General features: G+C 63.9%; 20 protein-coding genes, 2 pseudogenes and 1 riboswitch. Of the genes and pseudogenes, 13 read left to right on the top strand and 9 right to left on the bottom strand.

Annotated elements, in window-relative coordinates:
* The first annotated feature begins 264 nt into the window (after positions 1-264).
* Positions 265-609 (top strand): winged helix-turn-helix transcriptional regulator, encoded by a 345-nt coding sequence (locus JQC81_RS22390; protein ID WP_203274023.1) that lies wholly within the window; start codon positions 265-267, stop codon positions 607-609.
* A gap of 221 nt (positions 610-830) precedes the next feature.
* Here JQC81_RS22390 and JQC81_RS22385 read toward each other — a convergent pair whose 3' ends face one another.
* Both JQC81_RS22385 and JQC81_RS22380 read right to left on the bottom strand, forming a co-directional pair.
* Entirely contained in the window at positions 831-1,223 is a 393-nt protein-coding gene (locus JQC81_RS22385; protein ID WP_246520594.1) for an ArsR/SmtB family transcription factor, read from the bottom strand.
* A 481-nt stretch (positions 1,224-1,704) separates the two neighbouring features.
* On the bottom strand, positions 1,705-2,679 hold the full coding sequence (locus JQC81_RS22380) for a cation diffusion facilitator family transporter (protein WP_203274022.1): 975 nt from the start codon (positions 2,677-2,679) through the stop codon (positions 1,705-1,707).
* A gap of 483 nt (positions 2,680-3,162) precedes the next feature.
* On the opposite strand from JQC81_RS22380, the gene JQC81_RS22375 reads away from it, so the two are divergent.
* On the top strand, positions 3,163-3,582 hold the full coding sequence (locus tag JQC81_RS22375; RefSeq protein WP_203274021.1) for a MerR family transcriptional regulator: 420 nt from the start codon (positions 3,163-3,165) through the stop codon (positions 3,580-3,582).
* A gap of 329 nt (positions 3,583-3,911) precedes the next feature.
* A pseudogene (locus JQC81_RS34645) lies at positions 3,912-4,091 on the top strand (cation transporter); the annotation flags it as partial.
* Here JQC81_RS34645 and JQC81_RS34640 read toward each other — a convergent pair.
* On the bottom strand, positions 4,071-4,490 hold the full coding sequence (locus JQC81_RS34640; protein WP_446685727.1) for a hypothetical protein: 420 nt from the start codon (positions 4,488-4,490) through the stop codon (positions 4,071-4,073). The pseudogene JQC81_RS34645 and the gene JQC81_RS34640 overlap by 21 nt on opposite strands.
* A 60-nt stretch (positions 4,491-4,550) precedes the next feature.
* Here JQC81_RS34640 and JQC81_RS22370 point away from each other — a divergent pair, with 60 nt between their 5' ends.
* The 4 genes from JQC81_RS22370 to JQC81_RS22355 all read left to right on the top strand — a co-directional run bounded on the left by JQC81_RS22370 (position 4,551) and on the right by JQC81_RS22355 (position 9,224).
* The gene (locus tag JQC81_RS22370; RefSeq protein WP_446685726.1) at positions 4,551-6,749 is read left to right on the top strand and encodes a heavy metal translocating P-type ATPase; all 2,199 of its coding nucleotides are present in this window, start codon (positions 4,551-4,553) and stop codon (positions 6,747-6,749) included.
* Between the two features lie 370 nt (positions 6,750-7,119).
* Complete coding sequence (locus JQC81_RS22365; RefSeq protein WP_203274019.1) at positions 7,120-7,746, top strand: 3'-5' exonuclease; 627 nt, start codon at positions 7,120-7,122, stop codon at positions 7,744-7,746.
* Positions 7,747-7,820: 74 nt separating this feature from the next.
* Positions 7,821-8,186, top strand: coding sequence for a VOC family protein (locus JQC81_RS22360; RefSeq protein WP_203274018.1), 366 nt, complete (start codon positions 7,821-7,823; stop codon positions 8,184-8,186).
* Between the two features lie 240 nt (positions 8,187-8,426).
* Positions 8,427-9,224, top strand: coding sequence for a DUF1194 domain-containing protein (locus JQC81_RS22355; protein ID WP_203274017.1), 798 nt, complete (start codon positions 8,427-8,429; stop codon positions 9,222-9,224).
* Between the two features lie 82 nt (positions 9,225-9,306).
* On the opposite strand, the gene JQC81_RS22350 is transcribed toward JQC81_RS22355, so the two are convergent.
* The 4 genes and pseudogenes from JQC81_RS22350 to JQC81_RS33375 all read right to left on the bottom strand — a co-directional run bounded on the left by JQC81_RS22350 (position 9,307) and on the right by JQC81_RS33375 (position 11,693).
* Entirely contained in the window at positions 9,307-9,516 is a 210-nt protein-coding gene (locus JQC81_RS22350) for a hypothetical protein (protein WP_203274016.1), read from the bottom strand.
* A gap of 456 nt (positions 9,517-9,972) precedes the next feature.
* Positions 9,973-10,061: riboswitch (glycine riboswitch) on the bottom strand.
* Positions 10,062-10,111: 50 nt separating this feature from the next.
* Positions 10,112-10,813 (bottom strand): L,D-transpeptidase, encoded by a 702-nt coding sequence (locus JQC81_RS22345; protein ID WP_246520593.1) that lies wholly within the window; start codon positions 10,811-10,813, stop codon positions 10,112-10,114.
* A gap of 181 nt (positions 10,814-10,994) precedes the next feature.
* Positions 10,995-11,435: pseudogene (locus JQC81_RS33380) on the bottom strand (FadR/GntR family transcriptional regulator).
* 96 nt (positions 11,436-11,531) lie between these two features.
* Positions 11,532-11,693, bottom strand: a complete 162-nt coding sequence (locus tag JQC81_RS33375) for a GntR family transcriptional regulator (RefSeq protein WP_246520592.1) — start codon at positions 11,691-11,693, stop codon at positions 11,532-11,534.
* Between the two features lie 107 nt (positions 11,694-11,800).
* Between JQC81_RS33375 and JQC81_RS22335 the strand changes: the two genes are divergently transcribed.
* The 6 genes from JQC81_RS22335 (at position 11,801) to JQC81_RS33370 (ending at position 15,419) form a co-directional block, all read left to right on the top strand.
* The gene (locus tag JQC81_RS22335; RefSeq protein ID WP_203274014.1) at positions 11,801-11,953 is read left to right on the top strand and encodes a hypothetical protein; all 153 of its coding nucleotides are present in this window, start codon (positions 11,801-11,803) and stop codon (positions 11,951-11,953) included.
* Positions 11,954-12,010: 57 nt separating this feature from the next.
* Positions 12,011-12,745 carry a YoaK family protein gene (locus tag JQC81_RS22330; protein ID WP_203274013.1) on the top strand — a complete coding sequence of 245 codons (735 nt, stop codon included), beginning with the start codon at positions 12,011-12,013 and terminating at the stop codon, positions 12,743-12,745.
* A gap of 140 nt (positions 12,746-12,885) precedes the next feature.
* Positions 12,886-13,869, top strand: coding sequence for a bile acid:sodium symporter family protein (locus JQC81_RS22325; RefSeq protein ID WP_203274012.1), 984 nt, complete (start codon positions 12,886-12,888; stop codon positions 13,867-13,869).
* A 90-nt stretch (positions 13,870-13,959) separates the two neighbouring features.
* A complete protein-coding gene (locus JQC81_RS22320; protein WP_203274011.1) occupies positions 13,960-14,754 on the top strand; it encodes a potassium channel family protein in 795 nt (264 codons plus the stop codon).
* A 90-nt stretch (positions 14,755-14,844) separates the two neighbouring features.
* Positions 14,845-15,057: a DUF421 domain-containing protein gene (locus tag JQC81_RS22315; protein WP_203274010.1), complete on the top strand. Its 213-nt coding sequence runs from the start codon at positions 14,845-14,847 to the stop codon at positions 15,055-15,057.
* The gene (locus JQC81_RS33370) at positions 15,054-15,419 is read left to right on the top strand and encodes a DUF421 domain-containing protein (RefSeq protein ID WP_203274009.1); all 366 of its coding nucleotides are present in this window, start codon (positions 15,054-15,056) and stop codon (positions 15,417-15,419) included. Before JQC81_RS22315 ends, JQC81_RS33370 begins: the two co-directional genes overlap by 4 nt.
* Positions 15,420-15,899: 480 nt before the next feature.
* On the opposite strand, the gene nagA is transcribed toward JQC81_RS33370, so the two are convergent.
* Positions 15,900-17,033 carry an N-acetylglucosamine-6-phosphate deacetylase gene (gene nagA, locus JQC81_RS22305; protein WP_203274008.1) on the bottom strand — a complete coding sequence of 378 codons (1,134 nt, stop codon included), beginning with the start codon at positions 17,031-17,033 and terminating at the stop codon, positions 15,900-15,902.
* Complete coding sequence (locus JQC81_RS22300; protein ID WP_203274007.1) at positions 17,033-18,076, bottom strand: SIS domain-containing protein; 1,044 nt, start codon at positions 18,074-18,076, stop codon at positions 17,033-17,035. Before JQC81_RS22300 ends, nagA begins: the two co-directional genes overlap by 1 nt.
* Between the last annotated feature and the right edge of the window lie 46 nt (positions 18,077-18,122).

Raw genomic sequence — 18,122 nt, 5'->3', positions numbered from 1 at the left:
CACCATCACCGCACAGGATGCCCGAGGCTGGATCAGGCACGCCGGCTATGCCCTACACTGATCCGCAATTCGCTTTAATTTCTTGGCTGGGGTGTGGGCGATCATGGCACCAGTGGCCCAGCTGAAAGAGGCTCCGAGCGCTGCTGCGAGTGCAAGAAATGACATGTTGAGCCGTGGCCTTGTCTGCGCTACAGAATGAGTAGCGCCTTAATAGGCCCATTGCCGCTAAATTGCTACATATTTTGTAGCAGACAGGTAGGATAAATGACAACAATTCCAGTGCCGGGCAAGCCCGTCCGCGGTTCCCAATCTGGCGCTCCGATCATGGCTCTGTTCGACCTGCTCGGCCGCAGATGGGCAATGGGTGTGCTTTGGACCCTGTGCGGGCAAGGCCCGTGTACATTCCGAGAGCTTCAGGGCCGATGTGGATTACTTTCACCGACGGTCCTGAACACCCGCCTGAAAGAGTTGCGGCAAGCCGGTTTGATCGACCATGCGAACGAAGGCTACCACGCCACCCCCATGGGCACGGAACTATACAAGCTGCTCGTTCCGCTCGGAGCATGGTCGAAAGAATGGGCCACTACACTTGATACTGGAAACGATTAGCTTCTGAGGCTTGGAGCCTCTTTCCTGAACGGCGTTTGTATGTGGCAACCAAGTTGAGATGTCGCTTGAGGTGCAAAGTCAACGATCATCCGCCCCTTTCCCTGTCCGCAGGGTCCGCGCCCGGAGCCTTGGCGGTCCTGACGGAACCAGGACGTCGTCCTTATCCACGCCCCGGCCTCGGTGACCGCGACGGTGCAAAATCACAGGCTGGGCGCGTAGCCTTAGTCGTCTGAATGGTCTTCCCCGATATGCGTGACCATGTCCGTCAGGACGTCACTGACATGCTGGTCCGCGACTTCGTAGAAGATCTGCTTGGCCTGCCGGACGCCCTTGACGAGGCGGGCCCCGCGCAGGAGGCGCAGGTGATGGCTGACCAGCGACAGGGAAAGCTCCAGGCGCTCGGCGATGTCGCCGACGGACATGGGACCCTGCAAGCAGCAGAGCATGATCCTCAGCCGGGACGGGTCGCCTAGGAGGCGAAAGGTCTCCGCCAGGATGGCAACCTCGTTCTGCGACAGCTCCGATGCCCCCAAGGCGACACCATCGGTCGACGTGGCGGGTGTTGCCGTTTCATCCGGTGCCCTGCTGTCTTCCTTGTGCCTACGCATGCTCATAGATCGTCTTCTCTCGCTGTTCGCCTCACGGAAGCGCTTCCTCCTTGAGACGGTGTCCATCCTGATGAGTCAGCGCCACAGTATCAGGCAATCGCAGGCCGCCACAACGTCTCGCCGGCCGCATGGAGTTTCCGATCGCGCTCTATCTTCTCCCCTGCGTGGGAGAGCATGGTAAGCACGACATCGCCGACATGCCTGTCAATGATCCCATAGAACATCCACCGAGGGTGCCGGACACGGGGCATCAGGCACGCGCCGCGAAGGAGCCGCAGATGGTAGCTCACGAGCGATTGGGGCAGGGCAAGCGTCCCGGAACCATCCGTCACGGACTTCGGCCCATCCACGCAGTGAAGGAGGACCCTGCGCCCGCTGGGATCACCCGGTAGACGGAAGGTCTACGACAGGACGTTCAACTTCTGGCTCGAAAGGGCTTCAGTCTTGTCCTCCGAGGCCTCCCGAGTGAACTTCCGGCTGCACGAGGTCAATGCGTGTGACCTGCATGGGAAGCGCCCACCTTGCCAGGCTGCTCCAGGCTGCAAGAGGCATTACCGTCCCAGTCGATGGCGATTGTCGCATGCTCGATGTTGAACTTCGTCTTCAGTTCATGCTCGACACCCTTGATGACGCTTCGCAGGTCGACGTCCTCCATCGGCTGCACATGGAGGCTCGCCAGGATGCGGCCTGAGGTCAACGACCAGACATGAACGTGGCTCACCTTCTGCACGCCCGGCACCACCTCCATGATGTGCTCGGAAACCGTAGTGCTGTCCGCGTTCGCGGGAGCGCCTTCTAGCAGGATATGCAGCGTGTTCTTGAGCAGGCCCCAGGCGCTGCGGAGGATCAGCAGGGACACGAACACCGAGAGGATCGGGTCGATGGGTGTCCAGCCAGTGTACCAGATCACGACGGCGGCGAGGATGGCGCCGACGGAGCCGAGCAGGTCGCCCATGACGTGCAGCACCGCGCCCTTGACGTTGACGTGCTCGGAGTCACCGCGAGTCAGATACCAGAGAACGAAGATATTCACGAGCATGCCGACCAAGGCGACGGCGAACATCGAACCGGCCATGACGGGCTGCGGCTCCCGGAACCGTTCAACGGCCTCGTAAACGATCCACCCCACGATGGCGAACAGCGTCAGGGCGTTGACGAGGCCCGCGATCACCTCGAAGCGCGCATAGCCGAAGGTGCGCTTCTCATCGGCTACGCGGCGTCCGAGCCGGAACGCGACATAGGCCAAGCCCAGCGCGATCGCGTCGGTGAACATGTGACCGGCATCCGCGAGCAGGGCGAGAGAGCCTGAGACGTAGCCGCCGACGGCCTCGGCAATCATGAATGAGAAGATGGTTAGGAAGGCGATGAGGATCTTGCGCTCGTTGTCCTTCGTCACCCCCGGAACGTGCGAATGGTCATGACCTGCATGATCGTCGTGGCCGGTGTCAGGTGGGTTCGGCATAGATCACTCCTGCGGCACAGTTAAACATTCAAATAGTTGTTCAACTGTCACAATGTCAACCTGCCTGGTAAGGAGCCGCTCAGCCCCTGCTGATCCCGCCTGGCGGGGTTGGAGCGCACCGCCAGGATGGCCTCGGGAACGATCCGGGTCGGTCCAGCAGCAAGAACTCATTCCGTCCGCCGTCGGTGGCGGCTTCAGCCGTGATCACGAGGCAGCACGTGCCCGTTTCGCTTGAGGGACAGCCAGTGCGCTCCCTGAGCCGGCCGGAAAGGAGACCAACATGATCACAAGCGCTTGATCTGCAAGATCGAGCCTGAAAGGTCCCATCGCGAGACCTTGCGAACGGCGCTCTGCGGCTCTTGACCTTCCCAGCGTTGGAAACCCCACCCCGAGGAAAATCGGATCGAGATGCGAGAGCCGGAGCGGCCGAGCGCTGAAGCTCCTGCCGTTGTCTGACAGGAATGCGGATCGGAGTGGGAGCAGATGGGCATCAGTATTGGTCGACTGTCGGTCGCCACCGGCGTGAAGGTTCCGACGATCCGATACTATGAGCAGATCGGTCTTCTGCCTGAAGGTGTCAGGGACAAGGGAAACCACAGGCGTTATGACGAGACGACCGTTCGCCGCCTGCTCTTCATCCGCCAGGCGCGGGACCTTGGGTTCGCGATCCACGCGATCCGGGACCTGCTGCGAATGGCGGATGCGCCCCGATCGCCGTGTGAAGGCTTGGGGGACGCCGCCGCGAAGCATCTGGCTGATGTGCGCGAGCGGATCGCGCGATTGCGGGCACTTGAGGCCGAGCTGACGCGGCTCGAAGGCGAATACCGCCATGGACAGTCAGTCGAGTCCCGGCTCCTGTCCGTGGTGGCCCCTGGATCCAAGGGGCGACAGGCCGAGGCGTAGACGGACTCCGCCCCTAACATCATGACGATCGTCGCAACGGAACAGCGAGAGAGAACAACTCATACGCCGTCCCCAGAGTGTCGACAGAAACTCTAACTCCTTACAGGCCCAGCCCTAAGCCACACTTGGGTATGCTGTCGAATGGCTGGCCCACAGCGCGGTGACAGCCGCGCTTGCCATGCTGCGGACCACCCTCATGGAGATACGGCAAGGAGTGCATCAGAGTTGATCACTTACACTTGAACATATGTTCAAGTGTGATATTGAAGTTCCCCTAAGCCGTTCGGGTCAACAAACGCGAACCTGCTCCGGCGAGAAAGGAAACCTCTATGACTGCAAGATTGACGGAGCCCGCCTCGACCGGCGCTGAACGGCTAAGCTTCCGCGTGGAAGGCATGGATTGCGCGAGTTGCGCCGGGAAGATCGAAACTGCCCTCGGGCGCATGTCGGGGCTGTCCGAGGTGAACGTCAATTTTGCCGGCGAGAGCTTATCCCTCTCCCGTGATCCCGCTAGCAAGACCTCTGCAAAGGACGTCGCCAAGAAAATCCGTTCGCTCGGCTTCGGTGTCGAGGAGTTGCCCGCCTCGGTGGGCTCCGCAGTCGCATCCCGCACGAACGCCTCTCATCATGGCCACGACCACCACCATGGGTGCAGCGGGGGCCACGATCACACCCATCAGCATGACAACGGTCACGCCGACACCGCTCACGACCATATGCATGATCATGGGCACGACCATGCCGGCCATGCGGCGCATGATGATCATGGTTGCTGCGGGGGCCATGATCGCCAGCACAGCCATGGACACGATCATGCCCATAATCATCGTGACGTTTGCGAGGACAAGCACGCGCACGGCCACGACCACCATCATCATGTTCACGATCACGGAAGCTGCAGCGGCCATGACCATACCTCACATGCCTCCGTCACGCGCCCTGCTCCGGTGTCGCCTCCCAACCTCTCCATGCGGGTCGAGGGAATGGACTGTGCAAGCTGCGTCGGAAAGATTGAAACCGCGCTCGCTCGCATGCCGGATGTCTCCGACGTTCGAGTCAACTTCACCACCGAGACAATCGAACTGACGCTTGCCCCTGGCGCGGCCACCCAGGTCGGCGAGATCGAGAAGACGATCAAGAGCCTCGGCTTCAGGGTATCCGACACACGCCAGATCTCGTCGTCAGCCGATGCCGCTATCGACGTCGCGCTGGCCCCCGCAGCCCGCAATCAGCGCTGGTGGCAGACTCGCAAAGGCAGCCATGTCGTCGGGCTTGGCGTCCTGATGGGCGGGGCCTACGCCATCGCGCAATTCTTCCCGCTCTACGCAGAATGGATCTTCGCCGCCGCGGTTGTGGCAGGCGTAATTCCGTTTGCCCGCAAGGCCGTCGCCCTCGCGATGTCGGGATCGCCATTCTCAATCGAGACACTGATGTCGGTGGCGGCGATCGGCGCCCTTGTAATCGGTGAGGCGGAAGAAGCCGCCGCCGTCGTGTTCCTGTTCGCGGTCGGCGAGCTCCTTGAGAGTGTCGCGGCGGGTCGTGCCCGCGCCGGGATTAAGGCGCTGGCCTCGCTTGTTCCGAAGACGGCGACCCTGCTCGATCCCAATGGCAATCAACGCAGCGTCCCGGCCACTTCGCTGAGGGTGAACGATCTCGTGCTCGTTCGTCCGGGCGATCGCGTGCCGGCCGACGGGCACATCGTCCAGGGCGCGTCCAGTCTCGACGAGTCTCCCGTCACCGGCGAATCCGTGCCGCGCCCGAAGTCGACCGGGGAGGGTGTCTTCGCCGGTTCGATTAATGTCGACGGCGTCCTTCAGGTCCGTGTCGAGAAGACGGCCGCCGACAATACCATCTCGCGCATCATCCAGCTCGTCGAGCAGGCGCAGGCCTCCAAGGCGCCGACCGCACGCTTCATCGAGAAGTTCAGCCGCTACTACACTCCGGCGGTGATGCTGATCGCGGCCCTAATCATCGTAATTCCGCCGCTGGCGATGGGCGGCGACTGGAATACCTGGCTTTATCGTGGTCTCGCCCTGCTGCTGATCGCGTGCCCCTGCGCCCTAGTGCTCTCCACCCCGGCGGCCATTGCCTCGGGCCTTGCCATCGGCACGCGCCGCGGTCTCCTGATCAAGGGCGGCAACGCGCTCGAGACTATCGGCAAGGTGCGTGCCATCGCCTTTGACAAGACCGGCACGCTTACCGAGGGCAAGCCGCGCGTGACCGAGGTGCTCGCGTTCGGGAAGGGTGACGAGAACGTGGTGATCGGGCTGGCTGCCGCCGTCGAGACCGGCTCCAACCACCCGCTCGCCAAGGCTATCCTCGGCCGAGCCGAAGCCGCCGGGATTGCCATCCCGTCCGCGACTGATGCCTCGGCGACGCCCGGCAAGGCTGTGCATGCCACTGTCGGTGGCCGCCGTCTGGCAGTGAGCTCACCGAGCCATGCCGCCCAAGCGGCGAAGCTCGGGGCCTCGGAGCGCAAGGCCATCGAGAAGCTCGAGGCTAGCGGCAACACCGTCGCAGTTCTCTTCGATGAGACGTCGAGGGAGGTCCTTGGCCTTGTCGCCCTGCGGGACGAGCCGCGGCACGATGCCCGCGAAGGCGTGGCGCAGCTCAAGGCCATGGGCGTCCGTTCCGTCATGCTGACCGGCGACAACCACCGCACCGCCCAGGCGATCGCCAATGGGCTTGGCATCGAGTGGAAGGCCGAGCTGCTGCCGCAGGACAAGCTCGACTTCGTCAACGAGATGAAGCGGACAACCAAGGTGGCGATGGTCGGCGATGGCATCAACGATGCCCCGGCGCTGGCGACGGCCCATGTTGGAATTGCCATGGGCGGCGGCACGGACGTGGCGATTGAGACGGCGGACGCCGCGCTCCTGAAAAGCCGCGTGACCGATGTCGCCCACCTCGTCGCGCTGTCGCGCGCCACGATGGCGAACATCCATCAGAACGTGATCTTCGCGCTGTCGCTGAAGGGCCTGTTCCTCGTCACCAGCATGCTCGGCATCACGGGGCTGTGGATCGCCGTGCTGGCGGATACAGGCGCCACCGCAATCGTCACCTTGAATGCGCTGCGGCTCCTGCGCTTCAAGGGTGCGGCGACGGCAGACGGTGACGGCGACGAGGACCGTTCGGTACCCCGGCTGGTCGCCGTTCAGAACCATTGATCGGTCCAGGATCTGGAGCCGCGGGCTACGGTAGGCCGGCGGCTCCATCACGAAGAAGTCCGAAACCATGGTTCAGACGCTCAGGCCCGCCGGGCCCACCAGCAAGGGCCGGATGGCAGCCTCGGCGCTCGTCCTGAAGACCTCTCGATCTGCGAGCCGGAAGAGGCCGTGTTAACCGGAGCTGCGATCCTAAAGGTTGCTCGGTAGCCGCACGTCAACGCAGATTTCCCGTTCCATAAACGCAGGCGCCGTCCACACAGGCCTTCTGCGCAATTCGTGGACTATCTTCTCACGCGCGCGAGGGTGCTTTAATCCCTGTGTAGCGCTTGGCGCAGGACGAGTGCTGGCGCGAAGAAGGGATGCTTCAATCATGAAGACGGCCATCGTATTCGACTGCGAGTTTCTCTGCATCCAGGGTTCACAAAGTAGGTTTTGGTGTGCGGCTCACGACCCCGATCCCGTCATCGCACAAATCGGTGCTGTGAAGCTCGGGCTGCAGGGGGACTTCCCTCTCATGGAGACCTACAGGGCCTACGTTCAACCGGTTGATCGGTTCGGCAAGAGGTACTCAATCGACCCCTTCTTCACCAAGCTGACCGGCATCACCGAAGAAGACATTCAGGCCAAGGGAGTGTCGTTACAGGAGGCCCTTACGGGCTTTGACCGCTTCTCAGACAGCGCAAGATCCTGGTTGTGGGGCAAAGATGAGCTGAACATGGTCGCCATCAGTTGTTACGTCGCCGGCATTCCGTGGGCCATCCCGGCTCACCGGTTCGACAATGCTGTCAAACTGGTGATCGCGGCGGGAATGCCGATAGAGGACATTGGGAAGACGCCTAGCAACAAGCTGGCCGACTACTATGGCGTCGAACACCCGCCCTTGCAGGGACATGATGCGCTCGACGACGCCCTCTCGGTGGCATACGCGGTGCAACATCTGTTGAGAACCGGAAAGTTGCAGCCAGAGGTCTTTGACCGAACTGAGCACCCAAGCTGAGCTCCATAACCTCTGCTTATCGGAAATTCGCCTCAGGCTTGGTACAAGGTCGAGCCACTCAATGGAGGAACCTGATGCACATTGTCGGAATGGACCACGTCCAGTTAGCCATGCCTGCTGGCCGCGAGGATGATGTCCGAGCCTTCTATGACCATCTACTGGGCATCCCAGAGGTCGCAAAGCCGCCGCACCTGGCTGCCCGAGGAGGAAGTTGGTTCGAGAGCAAAAGCGTGAAGGTTCACCTGGAAGTGGACGAGGCTTTTGCCCCGGCGAAGAAGGCTCATCCCGCGTTCGTCGTCCGGAGCCTGGCCGCCTTGTCACGACGGCTGGAAGGAGCTGGGTACGAGCTGAAAGAGGATCAGCCTCTGGAGGGATTTGAACGAAGGTATGTGAGCGACCCATTCGGCAATTGGATTGAGCTGATGCAGCCAAACCGCTGAACCCACCAAGGTTGGGCGGCTTCTAGGTACATTCCAAAATGGGCTTCCGCGAGATTGATTCGAAATTCAAGAAGGTCGTCTCATGGCACGTGGCGGAAGTACCTCGAATGTCGGCTGAAGCGGAGAACACCGGACATTCGCGAAGGGCAGGTGATCTCGTGAGTTGAACCGGGGCCGACATTCATTGGCCCCAAGTGTATGGCATGACAGTTCCAAAGAGCATCCCACAGGGAGGCCATCATGCCGCGGCGACATCTCGGTGCGTGCCTGGGTCTATTCTTGGCCTGCCTCTGGAGTGGCGCCGTCGCCGCCTCCGAGACGGCACTCGACCTTGCCCTCGTGCTCGCCGTGGACGTGTCGTCCTCGATGGCGCCGGCCGAGCAGTCGCTTCAGCGCTCGGGCTTCATCGAGGCGTTCCGATCCCCGGCGGTCCACAAAGCCATCGCAAGGGGAGCCCACGGCCGCATCGCCGTCGCTTATGTCGAATGGTCAGGAGCCGATGAGCAGACCGTTCTCGTGCCGTGGACGGTGATCGATGGACCGGACGCGGCGCGGAACTTTGCGTCCGAGCTCAAGCGCCAGCAGGCCGGCATGACCTCGATCTCCGGCGTGATCGGCTTCAGCATGACGCTGTTCGCGGATCTTGCAGACAGGCCGGCGCGACGGGTGATCGATATCTCGGGTGACGGCCCGAACAACGATGGTCCTACGATCAGGCCCGTGCGCGATCATGCCGTGGCCGAGGGCATCACGATCAATGGGCTGCCCATCCAGATCCCAGGGATGGTGAGCGCCTGGGAGTTCGGCGACCTGGACCGATACTACGCGGACTGTGTCATCGGAGGAGCTGGCGCGTTCATGATCCCGCTCCGCCAGGCCGACCAATTCCCGGCTGTCATCAAGACCAAGGTCCTGCGCGAAATCGCCGGACCCGGCCCACCGCCGCTGGTCCTTCACGCTGGAGCGCAGGCTGACTGCCTCTCGGGCGAGAGGCGCCGCCAGGAAGAGGAGGCATGGGAAGGCGAGGGGAACCCTTGAGGCCACATGTCTCGCCGACCTTGTCGATCTGCCCAGTGTGCCAGAGGGGAGGATGCGGAATTCACCCAATCCGCGTCCGAAGCTACTGGTTCGCAGTCATCGTCGGCGAGAACCTGCCGTCAGCGGCATGCAGGCGCGTTGTCACCGGGGGCTCGTGGCGCGCGAGCTCCGCATGGTCGGGCAGGTCGGCCGAGAGATGCCAGAGCAGGATTCCGAGCGCCAGCGAGCCGCTGACGAGGACGAGCGAGGCCAGGGTCATGGCAAAGCCGGAGAAGCGGAGAACGAAGCGCATGGCGGGCACACGTGGTTGGGGCGAGTCCTTGCGCTTGCACGAAGGCACCCGCTCGGTGAGGAGGGAAGACGAAGGGGAACCCCCGTCCGCACGACCGCCTGCGACCGCCCGTGCGGACGGGCAGCCGTGATGGTTCACGCACACGCGATGCGGGAAGCGTCAGGGCATGCGTCCAGAACGCGAGTCCTGTCGCGGAGACGGTCGACCGGCATTCGGGGATGGCGCGAGGCGCGCGTCAGCGACCCGGGCTCGTCGTCAGCCGACGTGGCGAACGGGACGCATCATGGTTTGCGGGCATGCGGGGGAAGGGCATTCGTCAGGCTCCGTCACGGTCCGCAGGCGATGCTGCGGAAGGAGCCCCCTCTGTCATTGGCCTGAGAGTTTCGTCGGGATGCGCAGGACAGCCGCGACTTTCACCATGGGCGGGAGCAGGATGCTCCACTTTTCAGAGTGTTGCGCAACGAAGCGGTCCTGGGTGCCTGAGAGTTTCCGGGGCAGTTGCTCCTTCGGCGGCCAGCGTGCTGGCTCTCTCCCGCTCATTGCTGAGGTCAATCTACCTTGGTTTGTGGCAGAACTGTGTTGTACGGGTGTGCGTTCAAACTCCTACGGAAGACCCGTCCGGCACCGTTCGGTCCTCTGCATCGGCATCCAGCACCGTGACGCTCGTGCCCACCGGCACCCGGCGGTGCAGGTCGACGATGTCCTGGTTGAACAGGCGGATGCACCCGCTGGAGACCGAATCGCCGATGGTGCCTGGCTCGTTTGTACCATGGATGCGGTAGAGCGTGTCACGGCCGTCGCGGTACAGGTACAGTGCCCGCGCGCCGAGCGGGTTCTTGAGACCGCCTTCCACGCCGCCGGCGTAGGGACCGTATCGGTCCGGCTCAAGCTTGATCATGTTAGGCGTGGGGGTCCAGCGCGGCCAGTGCGCCTTGCGCCCGATCACGGCGCTGCCCTGGTAGTCGAAGCCGGCCTTGCCGACGCCGCAGCCGTAGCGCAGCGCCGTCCCGCTCTCCTGGACGAGGTAGAGGAATCGCCGAGAGGGATCCACCACGATGCTTCCAGGCTGTTCCGGTCCCTGGAAGGCAACGACCTGCCGGATGTATTGCGGGGGAACCCGGGTGACATCGACGGCCGGCACCGGGAACGGCTCATCCGAGAGTGATGCGTACATGGCGGCGACGCCGGGGTCGATGGCGGGCTTCGGCGGAAGGGCCGAGCGGCCGGCCGAGACGCAGGCCGTCAGCGAGAGAGGCATCCCGGCGAGGAACAGCCGCCGGGTCACAGGTAATGACAATTTCTTCTCCATTTAGGTCAGCAACACTGACATTCATGACAGGCCCTTTATGACCAAGGTGTGACGCATCAAGGCAGGGAAGGCTTTAGGCTCGCCATGTGACATTCCCGCATCGATGAGCACGCGCCTGGAACCTGCCGGGCGAGCGAAAGGAGCGGACTCCGTTGTTTGCGAGAGGCCCTCAGTCGCTACCCTCCTGCACCATGATGGCCCGGACGGTGCTCAGGTGGTCGAACATCGCTTGCCGGGCCGCCGCCGGCTTCCGTGCTGCGATGGCATCGACGATGGCCAAGTGCATCCGCCCCTGCTGCGCCGCGTATTCCTTCTTGCGAGCCCGCCGGAAGGCGAGGTCGTGCTGCCGCTGCCAACGAGCGCGGCCACGCACCGACGACAGGACTTAAAGGAACGCGATCAGCAGGGGGTTGCCGGAGATCCGGGCAATCCCCTTGTGAAAGGCATCATCCGCCTGCTCGTAGGCCTGCCAGTCAGGCGCTTCGCTGCTCTGAAGCGCATAACTACGGAGGAGGGCGATGTCCTCAGCGGTGGCCTGCAGCGCCGCTGCGCCCGCAATGGGCGGCTCGATCAATAGCCGGGCGTCGAGCACGTCGGCCGGCGACGCCATCTCGGCCAGCACGGACGGGCGGATCGGCTCATGAGCCGGGCGAGGGCCAATGAAGGTGCCCTGGCCTACATGCCGCCAGATCAGGCCCTCCTTCTCCTACACGTCGAGCGCCGCCCGTAGGGTCTCGCGGCTGCAGCCAATCCTGGGTGCCAGAACCCGCTCCGGCTCCAGCTTGTCCTGCGGACCGTAAGCCCGCTGCCGCAGATGCGTGCGCAGGCGCCGAGTGGCCTCGTCCATCGTCAGGCGTGTTCCGGGCATCGCTCCACTTCCAGGCCAATTTTTAGACCAATTCAAATCCGGTCTATGTAGCAGGGCAGGCCCCGGCGCGAAAGCCGCAACGGGGCAGAGGCGAAGGAGAACGTCTGATGAGAACTACGGTAGTCGACCGGTTTTTCGGCGATGAGCCCACCCATGATCCGGCCGTCAGCTGGGGCCGCCGCATCGGCACCGCCTTGGGCCTCGCGCTCTACCCGATGTTCGTCTGGATCGTCATCGACGGCTTCTTTCGGGTTCTGTGAGGGGTAGGATAATTGGACGCGAACGCCACGTTCGGCACACGGTTCGGGGAGGCTGCCATGCTTTCACGCAGCATCCGGACGGTGACATCCAGCCGCCGCACGGCACCGGACGTGCGGCTTCCCCCCGTCGGCACGGCGGCCCGGATTGCAATGGGTGGGCTGCTGACGGCCGTAGCCGGCTTTGTTGACGCCATCGGGTACATCGGCGTTGGAGGACTGTTCGCGTCGTTCATGAGCGGGGCGAGCGTGTCGCTCGGCGTTGGGTTAGGCGCCGTCGATTGGGACCCAGTCCACCAGGGCGTGTTGATGATCGCCTCGTTCTTGAGCGGCGTCACGCTTGCGACCGTTCTGGACGGTCTCGCGGGAGCATGGCGCCTCCCAGCCGTCCTGTTGCTGGAGGCACTCCTGCTCGCGGCGGCGGTTGTCCTGGCCAGATCCGGATGGACCATCGCGGCCGCGATCCTCCCCGTCGTGGCTGCGATGGGCGTGCAGAACACCGCCCTTCAGCCGATAGATGGTGTGCGGCTGGGCGTGACCTTCATCACAGGCACGCTGGTAAGTTTAGGGCAGGCGCTAGGCCAGACCCTGATGGGCCGGGCGCAGGTGCGGCGATTGGGAGGCCATGCCCTGCTGTGGGGTGCCTTGACCGCAGGAGCCACGGCCGGCGCTATCCTGCACGACGCCTTCGGCCCCATGGCCCTGACTGTTCCGGCCATTCTGGTCAGCAGCCTGGCGATGCTAAGCGCGCTGACAGTGCTGGCGCATGGACATCGACGACAGGCTGATCGGTGAGTGTGCCGCTGTCGCAAGCCGGCAGCCTCGATTGGGCAAACCGCCATCCCCCGCCGATCCAGGGTCAGACCATCTTACGGTGTGGCCCTACTACTGAGCGTTGCCACAAGCAGGCCCCGACACCTCAACTGGAACCGACAATGCGCAAAATCGACCCGTTTCTCCTGCTGATCATGGCGGCCGTCGCCGTGGCCAGCGTCATCCCGGCCCAAGGCGCGGGCGCCGAGATCCTGGACACGCTGGGAATCCTTGGGATCGCGCTGCTGTTTTTCGTCCATGGCGCGGCCCTGCCACGGGATGTGGTGATCGAGGGCCTCATCCAATGGCGGCTGCACCTTTTCATCTTCGCCATCACGTTCGCCGTGTTCCCATTGGCCGCGATGCCGTTCGGCGTGCTGCCATCGGCATGGATGCCGGCGGACCTGCTGCTGGGCTTCCTCTACCTGGCGGCACTGCCGTCGGCGGTGTCGTCCTCCATCGCGTTCACCGCTATGGCCAAGGGCAACGTGCCGGCGGCCATCTGCAGCTCGGCGGCGTCCAACGTCTTCGGCCTGCTGCTGACGCCCGTGCTGCTGTCTCTGATGACTCGGACCTCGGTCGAAGGCGGCTTCGACCTCACCAAGGCCTTGGGCGACGTGGTTCTCCAGCTCCTGGTCCCCTTCGCCGCCGGCCAGATTGTCCGCCCATGGCTGGCCCGGGTTATGGCCCGGCATGAGCGCCGGATTGGCCAATTTGATCAGGCGATCATTCTGCTGATCGTCTACGCGGCATTCTCTCAGTCGGTGGTCGACGGCCTCTGGTCCCGGCTCCCGCCAGCCTCCGTGGCGCTGACGGCGGTGCTCTGCCTGGTGCTCCTGACAGTGGTGCTGTCCGTTACGGCTCTCATCGCCCGCCGCCTCGGTTTCTCCCGGAGAGACGAGATCGCGGCGGTGTTCTGCGGCTCCAAGAAGAGCCTAGCGTCGGGCCTGCCCTTGGCGAAAGTGTTGTTCGCCACCGCTCCCGGATTCGGCATGATCGTGCTGCCGATCATGTTCTACAACCAGATCCAGATCCTGGTGGGGGCGGTCATCGCCCGGCGTTATGCCCGAGATAGTGCGATGCCGGCCGCTGCAGGCTCTAAGTAGCCGCCGGCTGTCCTGCCAGTTCCCACGGACCCGCACGACGGACGCCACCGTTCTCACCGGCATCCGACCCTGAACAGGAGTGCCCGGACCATGAACGACACGCCCCGCGCGGCCGCGGACGAGGTGGAGGAGCGGTGGAGCGTGCTCCACGACCTTGAGGATTGGCTGCAAACGCCCATGATGGTGCTCAGCTTCGTCTGGCTGCTTCTCGTCATCGTGGAGCTGGTATGGGGAACCACTCGTTCGCTGGAGGTCTTCGGCACGGCAATCTGGGTTGCCTTCATCGGGGAGTTCGCCATCCGGTTTGTCCTTGCTCCTCACAAAGGGACGTTTCTGCGCCGCAACTGGCTCACGGTGATTGCCCTAGTGGTACCGGCCGCCCGCCTGCTGCGCGGGCTTCGCTTCCTCAGGTTCGCCCGGGCGGCACGCGGCTTTCGGCTCGTCCGCATTGTCGGTACCGCCAATCGGGGCATGAACGCCCTGCGGGCCAGTCTCAGCCGGCGCGGGCTTGGGTATGCCATCGTCTTGACCGCCCTGATCACGCTGCTTGGGGCCGGCGGCATGCTGACCTTTGAGCCTGCCTCTGAGGTGCAGGGCGGCTTCGCCAGCTATGCGGACGCGCTGTGGTGGACCGGCATGCTTCTGACCACCATGGGAAGCGAGTTCTGGCCCAGGAGCCTGGAGGGGCGCATCCTTTGTTTCCTGCTGTCGCTGTATGGCTTTGCGGTGTTCGGATACATCACCGCGAGCTTTGCCTCGTTCTTTGTCGAGCGCGATGCGGCGTCACTGGAGACGGAGACTGCGAGCAGTGCCGATCTGGCCACCTTGCGGGCCGAGATCGCGGCCCTGCGGGCGGACCTCGCCACAGGCAAGGCAAGCCACTGATGACGGGCAACCCAAGATAAGGCCGATCTCGAACCGTCCCCGACGCACTCGGTTATCCCCGCTTACTGTGCGCTTCCGGAGGTGGTTGGAATGGATCAGGTTGAGGAATTCGTGCGGGTAGCGCTTGGCCTGGAGCTGGAGAGCAGGGACATTAACGTCCTGCAGATGGGGCTGCGCGCGGCCATCGTCTATGTGGTCACCGTCCTCATGGTGCGGCTGGCCAAGAAACGTTTCATGGGACGGGCGACCGCCTTCGACGTGATCCTCGGCATCATGATCGGATCCATGTCAGCCGGGCCGTGACCGGTAACGCCCCGTTTCTGCCTGCCCTCCTGGCGACTGCGGTGCTGCTCGGCATGCACTGGCTGTTCTCAGGCATCGCCATGCGCTGGCACGGGTTTGGCGCCCTGGTCAAAGGCAAGCCCCGGATCCTGGTCCGCAAGGGCGACGTTGATGTCCAGGCGATGCGGACCACGCACATGACCGAGCACGATCTCTGGGAGGACCTGCGCGGCGAGGGCGTCTCTCGCCTGGAGCAGGTGGAGGAGGCGCGTCTGGAACGCAGTGGCAAGCTCAGCGTCGTCAAGGCGAAGCCGGAGCCCCGGGTGGCAGAGGTGACGGTGCGGGACGGCGTTCAGACAGTCCGGATCGAGATCGGCGCCTGAGCAAGGAACGGATTTTTGACTGCGGTGCCTCGCAGCGCTGCGTTGCGTGCGGATCACCACTTCAGGACAGAACACGAGGGCGCATCTAAAGGCGGCCAAGGGCATAGCTTCAGACGTTCGCAGACAAAACGCCGCGTCGTGTCTCGATCGGGGCGCGTGATCCGGTCCTTCCTTCAAACGGTCTAGGAGAACTGCGCCACACAATCTTCGCTTATCCTCATCAGTCAGGAACGGTCATCGGCATCAGCCCAGTCCCGGCCTCGTCGAGTAGCTGCCGCACTTGCGGGGCGTGATGCGGGCGCAGGTTGTCTATGACTAGAACGGCGTCTGGCTCTACCTACCGGAGTTTGGACACCAGCACCTGCCCCCAGGATGGCCAGCATCGGGTGGAGGTCGAGGCCACGATGAGCATTGTGGCCATCAAACCCTTCAGGCAAGCGCCCCAGGACGGTCAGCCGTCGCCGGGAGCCCAGTTGGGCTTTATAGGACCTCGCCCCCAATCCAAGTCTGCCGCACCTGGAGACTTTCGTCGAGAAGGACGAGATCGGCACGGTAGCCCGGCGCGATGCGGCCGAGTTCGTGATCAAGTCGCAGGAAGCTCGCCGGCGCCAGGGACGCCATCCGCAGCACGTCCGGCAGCGCGAGTCCCAGGCGCTCGACGCTGTTGCGCACGGCGCTCGCCATGTCGAGGTCGGAGCCCGCGAGAGTTCCATCCTCCGTCGTCAGCCTGCCGTCCTTGCGATAGATCGTGCGTCCGTGCAGCTCGAAGCTCGTCAGATCCGTACCGGTCACCGACATGGCGTCGGTGACGAGCATCATCCGCTCCGTGCCCTTGGCGGCAATTGCCACGCGCAAGGCGGCGTCGCTCACGTGGTGCCCGTCGACGATGAGGCCGCACCACGTGTCCCGGCTGTCGAGAGCCGCGCCCACGGGGCCCGGATCACGACCGGCGAGTGGCGGCATGGCGTTGAAGAGATGCGTGAAGCCGCGCAGGCCGTGGCGCGCGGCCTCCATGACGGTGGCATAGTCGCTCGCCGTATGCCCGGCGCAGATCAGCACGCCGGCCGAGGCGAGACGCGCAATGGACGCCATGCTGTTGCGCTCGGGCGCGAGCGTCACCAGCGTCCGGCCCTCCGTCAAGGAGGTCAGGATCGCGATATCCTCCTCCTCCATCGGGCGCATGAAGGCTGGATTGTGCACGCCCTTGCGCTCAGGGCTGATGAAGGGGCCCTCGACATGGATGCCGAGAACGCCGGGAATGCGAGCCGCCAGAGCGTCCCGCATAGCCTCGACCGCTTCCGCCATCTTTTCACGAGTATCCGTGATGAAGGTCGGCAGAAGGCCGGTGGAGCCGTAGGCTCGGTGCGCCTGCGCGATGGTTCTGAGGCCCTCAACAGTGCGCACGTCGTTATAAAGAACGCCACCGCCGCCATTGACCTGAACGTCGATGAAGCCGGGAGCCAGAAGGCCGCTCACCGCGCGGCGTTCGATCCCGGCGCCGAGGTCCTGAACATGCGGCACGCCCGCGATGCGGCCGCTCTCGATCACGACGGCGCGGCCGTCGAGCATATGCGACCCGTCGAAGATGCGGGCGCCGGTCAGAGCAACGGCCATCAGACGGTCTCCGTCACCTTGCGCAGCCGCGGTGGGCTGTCGGGATTGCGCCCGCGAGCCAGCGCAACGGCGTTCACGAGAGGATAGAAGCTCTGAATGAGGGCAATCGGTGCGAGATAAGGATGCACATCCTCGATGGGCGGCAGCATGACCGAGGCTGGGCCCTCTGCCGCACCCGCGACCACCACGGGAACGCCCTGTTCGTTCAGCTTCGTCACGAGATCGTTGACACCGTTCAACGTCTCGTCCTGCTGGCTGAGAACCAGGATCGGGAAATGATCGCCGGCCAATGTCCAGGGACCATGCATCAGCTCGGCGGCGCTCATCGCCTCCGCGTGCACGCCCGAGGTTTCCTTGAGCTTAAGCGCCGCTTCTTGCGCCACGGCGAATCCCACGCCGCGTCCGACGACGAAGAGGTTGTCGGCGTCCGACAGGAGCGGCAGCGCGGGTGACCAGTCGACGGCGGAGGCTTTGGCGAGAACGTCCGGCAGAGTATCAAGCGCGTTCAGCAGGTCCCGGTCCTGCGACCAGTGGGCGACGAGCTGCAGGCCTGCTGCCAGCGCGGCGATGAAGGACTTCGTGGCCGCCACGCTCTTCTCGGGCCCTGCGTGGAGCGGCAGCACGACCTCGCAGGTCGAGGCGAGCGGCGACAAGGTGTCGTTCACCAGCGCCACCGTCAGCGCGCCGTCACTGCGCCCGGCCTGGGCGAGATTGAGAATGTCCGGGCTGCGGCCCGATTGCGACACGGCGAGGAACAGGGCGTCACGCATGCGCGGGCGCGCCTCGTAGACCGAGGTCACCGACGGGCCGACGGAGGCGGTCACCAGACCGGAGTGGATCTCGAGCAGGTATTTGACGAAGGTCGCGGCGTTATCCGAGCTGCCGCGCGCGCAGGTCACTGCGAAGGGCGGAGGAGAGGCGCGCAGACGCTCGCCCAGCTCCCGGCAGAGGGGCGCATTGCTGTCGAGCAGGGATGCTACCACCTGCGGGGCTTCCTGCGCCTCGCGCAGCATCCTTGTTTCTACGTTCAGTCGCTCTGACATATCACTCCTCACATACTGACCCGTCGCAAATATACGGTGGCTACGC

The organism is Microvirga arabica (assembly GCF_016811235.1).
GTDB lineage: Bacteria > Pseudomonadota > Alphaproteobacteria > Rhizobiales > Beijerinckiaceae > Microvirga > Microvirga arabica.
The sequence above is the reverse complement of the archived record's forward strand: the minus strand, read 5'-3'. Positions and strand labels throughout refer to the sequence as shown.

Excerpts from the sequence above, each read along its gene's own strand:
- JQC81_RS22390 (WP_203274023.1), top strand. The coding sequence starts at position 265 with ATGACAACAATTCCAGTGCCGGGCAAGCCCGTCCGCGGTTCCCAATCT.
- JQC81_RS22385 (WP_246520594.1), bottom strand. The coding sequence starts at position 1,223 with ATGAGCATGCGTAGGCACAAGGAAGACAGCAGGGCACCGGATGAAACG.
- JQC81_RS22380 (WP_203274022.1), bottom strand. The coding sequence starts at position 2,679 with ATGCCGAACCCACCTGACACCGGCCACGACGATCATGCAGGTCATGAC.
- JQC81_RS22375 (WP_203274021.1), top strand. The coding sequence starts at position 3,163 with ATGGGCATCAGTATTGGTCGACTGTCGGTCGCCACCGGCGTGAAGGTT.
- JQC81_RS34640 (WP_446685727.1), bottom strand. The coding sequence starts at position 4,490 with ATGGCCGCTGCAGCTTCCGTGATCGTGAACATGATGATGGTGGTCGTG.
- JQC81_RS22370 (WP_446685726.1), top strand. The coding sequence starts at position 4,551 with ATGCGGGTCGAGGGAATGGACTGTGCAAGCTGCGTCGGAAAGATTGAA.
- JQC81_RS22365 (WP_203274019.1), top strand. The coding sequence starts at position 7,120 with ATGAAGACGGCCATCGTATTCGACTGCGAGTTTCTCTGCATCCAGGGT.
- JQC81_RS22360 (WP_203274018.1), top strand. The coding sequence starts at position 7,821 with ATGCACATTGTCGGAATGGACCACGTCCAGTTAGCCATGCCTGCTGGC.
- JQC81_RS22355 (WP_203274017.1), top strand. The coding sequence starts at position 8,427 with ATGCCGCGGCGACATCTCGGTGCGTGCCTGGGTCTATTCTTGGCCTGC.
- JQC81_RS22350 (WP_203274016.1), bottom strand. The coding sequence starts at position 9,516 with ATGCGCTTCGTTCTCCGCTTCTCCGGCTTTGCCATGACCCTGGCCTCG.
- JQC81_RS33375 (WP_246520592.1), bottom strand. The coding sequence starts at position 11,693 with ATGCCCGGAACACGCCTGACGATGGACGAGGCCACTCGGCGCCTGCGC.
- JQC81_RS22335 (WP_203274014.1), top strand. The coding sequence starts at position 11,801 with ATGAGAACTACGGTAGTCGACCGGTTTTTCGGCGATGAGCCCACCCAT.
- JQC81_RS22330 (WP_203274013.1), top strand. The coding sequence starts at position 12,011 with ATGCTTTCACGCAGCATCCGGACGGTGACATCCAGCCGCCGCACGGCA.
- JQC81_RS22325 (WP_203274012.1), top strand. The coding sequence starts at position 12,886 with ATGCGCAAAATCGACCCGTTTCTCCTGCTGATCATGGCGGCCGTCGCC.
- JQC81_RS22320 (WP_203274011.1), top strand. The coding sequence starts at position 13,960 with ATGAACGACACGCCCCGCGCGGCCGCGGACGAGGTGGAGGAGCGGTGG.
- JQC81_RS22315 (WP_203274010.1), top strand. The coding sequence starts at position 14,845 with ATGGATCAGGTTGAGGAATTCGTGCGGGTAGCGCTTGGCCTGGAGCTG.
- nagA (WP_203274008.1), bottom strand. The coding sequence starts at position 17,033 with ATGGCCGTTGCTCTGACCGGCGCCCGCATCTTCGACGGGTCGCATATG.
- JQC81_RS22300 (WP_203274007.1), bottom strand. The coding sequence starts at position 18,076 with ATGTCAGAGCGACTGAACGTAGAAACAAGGATGCTGCGCGAGGCGCAG.